Source organism: Peribacillus sp. (genome assembly GCF_059453735.1).
The window spans coordinates 1-2,383 of sequence record NZ_JAZVJO010000122.1 but is presented as its reverse complement, the minus strand read 5'-3'; the positions used below and the strand labels follow the sequence as shown (position 1 = coordinate 2,383).

At 37.7% G+C, this 2,383-nt stretch carries 4 protein-coding genes; all 4 read left to right on the top strand.

Going from position 1 to position 2,383, the window contains the following annotated elements:
* Nucleotides 1–476, top strand: a 476-nt coding sequence (locus tag AC52RT_RS04050) for a phosphotransferase family protein (protein WP_495539562.1), incomplete at its 5' end; no start/stop codon positions are given.
* A 98-nt stretch (nt 477–574) separates the two neighbouring features.
* Nucleotides 575–1,180, top strand: a complete 606-nt coding sequence (locus AC52RT_RS04045) for an NUDIX hydrolase (protein ID WP_495539563.1) — start codon at nt 575–577, stop codon at nt 1,178–1,180.
* Between the two features lie 29 nt (nt 1,181–1,209).
* Nucleotides 1,210–1,683: a GNAT family N-acetyltransferase gene (locus AC52RT_RS04040; protein ID WP_495539561.1), complete on the top strand. Its 474-nt coding sequence runs from the start codon at nt 1,210–1,212 to the stop codon at nt 1,681–1,683.
* Nucleotides 1,680–2,225, top strand: a complete 546-nt coding sequence (locus AC52RT_RS04035) for a hypothetical protein (RefSeq protein WP_495539560.1) — start codon at nt 1,680–1,682, stop codon at nt 2,223–2,225. The genes AC52RT_RS04040 and AC52RT_RS04035 overlap by 4 nt, the downstream gene beginning before the upstream one ends.
* Nucleotides 2,226–2,383: the final 158 nt, after the last annotated feature.

Here is a 2,383-nt window from a genome sequence, read left to right as displayed (position 1 = left end):
GTCTTCCTAAGACCGCTTGGCCCTCCGACTTAGAAATGATTTTTAACTTTGGTAAGCTTTTGTATCAGATTCATGCCACGCCTTGTCCAGAAGAACTAAAATATGAACAATCCTGGTTAGAAGAAATGTTAATCCAAGCAGCATTTAATTTGGAGCATTACGAGGTAGATGGAACACAGGATTTACTTGGGAAAATACAAACTACGATCCCATCTGTTGCTAAGCAATCGCTTATACACGGAGATTTTACGATTGATAATGTCTTAGTCTGTAATGGAATGGTGACAGGCGTTATCGATTGGAGCGGCGGTGCTTATGGAGATCCAAGGTACGACGTGTCTTTAGCCATTCGTCCTAAGCCAAACGCTTTTGAAAGTGAAAGAGATAAACAGATTTTTTTTGAGGGTTACCGAGGGAAAATGATTGATCATGATGTCTATGATTATTTTGCAAATGGGTTATATGAGTTCTTTTAATGCGTACGACTCACGATTTTTTAAAAAGCGAACTAACTTTTGTGTGTGAGTATGGTAAAATTAGGTATTAAATGAATGGTGGTGAGACATTGGAAAAGATGCTGGATTGGGCAAAGAGACTTCAAGCAATTGCACAGAATGGGTTGGCTTATTCAAAGGATGTTTATGATAAGGAGCGGTTTGAAGCGATTCGGAAAATTAGTATGGAAATGATGTCTGAACAAAGTGGTGTTGACATGGAGCAAATAAAAGATCTATTTGCTAACGAGTCAGGATATGCTACACCAAAAGTTGATATCAGAGCCATTGTTTTTCAAGATCAAAAATTACTAATGGTGAGAGAAAAACACGATGGAAAATGGTCATTACCCGGCGGCTGGGCAGACATTGGATTGAGTCCAAAAGAAGTAGCCGTTAAAGAAGTAAAGGAAGAAACAGGATTTGATGTTAAAGCTGTCAAGTTGTTAGGGGTACTTGATAAAAAGTGCCATCCGCACCCACCATCCGCTTCTCATATTTATAAACTGTTTATTCAATGTGAAATTATTGGCGGTCAACCAACTGTTGGTGTCGAGACAGATGCTGTAGCCTTTTTCCCTGAGCATTTATTGCCTCCGTTATCAACGCCTAGGAATACGAAATCACAAATTGAAATGGTTTTTACGTATTTAAAAAATCCGAATGAACCGATTTATTTGGATTAAACCTAGTTTACTAGAAAAGGGAGTATACGATGCAGATTAGACTAGCTGAAATAAGGGATATTGATCAATTAATCCAAATGAGATGGGACTTTACCCTTGAAGATCTTGAAATCAATACATTTAAAAGAAACGATTACCAATCATTTATCGTGGAATGCCGACAATTCTTAGAAAGTGCAATCAGCAGTAACAACTGGTTTATTTGGGTCGCTGAGGAAGAAGAAAAAATTGTCTCACATATCTATTTAGAATTGATACATAAAGTGCCGCGGCCGGGCAGGATCACTCATCCGTTTGTTTATATGACGAATGTGTATACAAGTAAAGACGCCAGAAACAGAGGGATAGGGAGTAAGTTAATTACGACGATCAATGAATGGGTGAAAAAAGAACACTATGAATTTATTATCGTTTGGCCTAGTGAAGAAAGTACTGGTTATTATCAGAAAAATGGATATATTCAATGTAAAGAGCCAATGGAGTTCTTTCCCGAACTAATATGAACATCCAAAAACTTGCATTTGTCATTTTATTGTTATTTAGTTTTACCATATGTGCGTTTCCAAGTACTAGTTATGCTTGTAAATGTGTAGAGCCAAAATCTCCTACAGAAGAACTAGAAGAAAGTTCAGCCGTTTTCTCGGGAAAAGTCATTGACCAATTAGAAAAAGGCAGAACACAATTTATTCTTTTTGAAGTGAAAGAATCATGGAAAGGACTTAACGAGTCACAAGTTATCGTCGAAACAGTGAATAGTTCATCTAGCTGTGGTTATGAATTTGAGGATGGCAAAGAATATATTGTTTATACGAATGAAACAGATGGTCATCTTGAGGTTTCGTTATGCTCTCGGACTGACCTTTTATCGGCAGCAAGTGAGGATATAGATGAACTGGGAAAAGGGGAAGAACCGTCCGAGCAGGTGACACTTAATTTGAGTGACGAGGGGGAACCTCCTGTTTGGATCATGCTTAGTTTATTAATCATTGCATTTGGATTGGCTGTCTTTTACGGGATAAAACGTGTGAAGAAGGTGGGTAAGTGACTACTACAATCAAGGACTTAGATCAGGACATTCTGAAGGCAGCTGGACATGAAACGCTACCATTGATGAAAGCTTAAATGACTAAATACATAAGCATTTTTTTCTTAACAATTATGGTAAGCATTATTCTCTATTATTTGGCGGTGGAGATGCTTTTG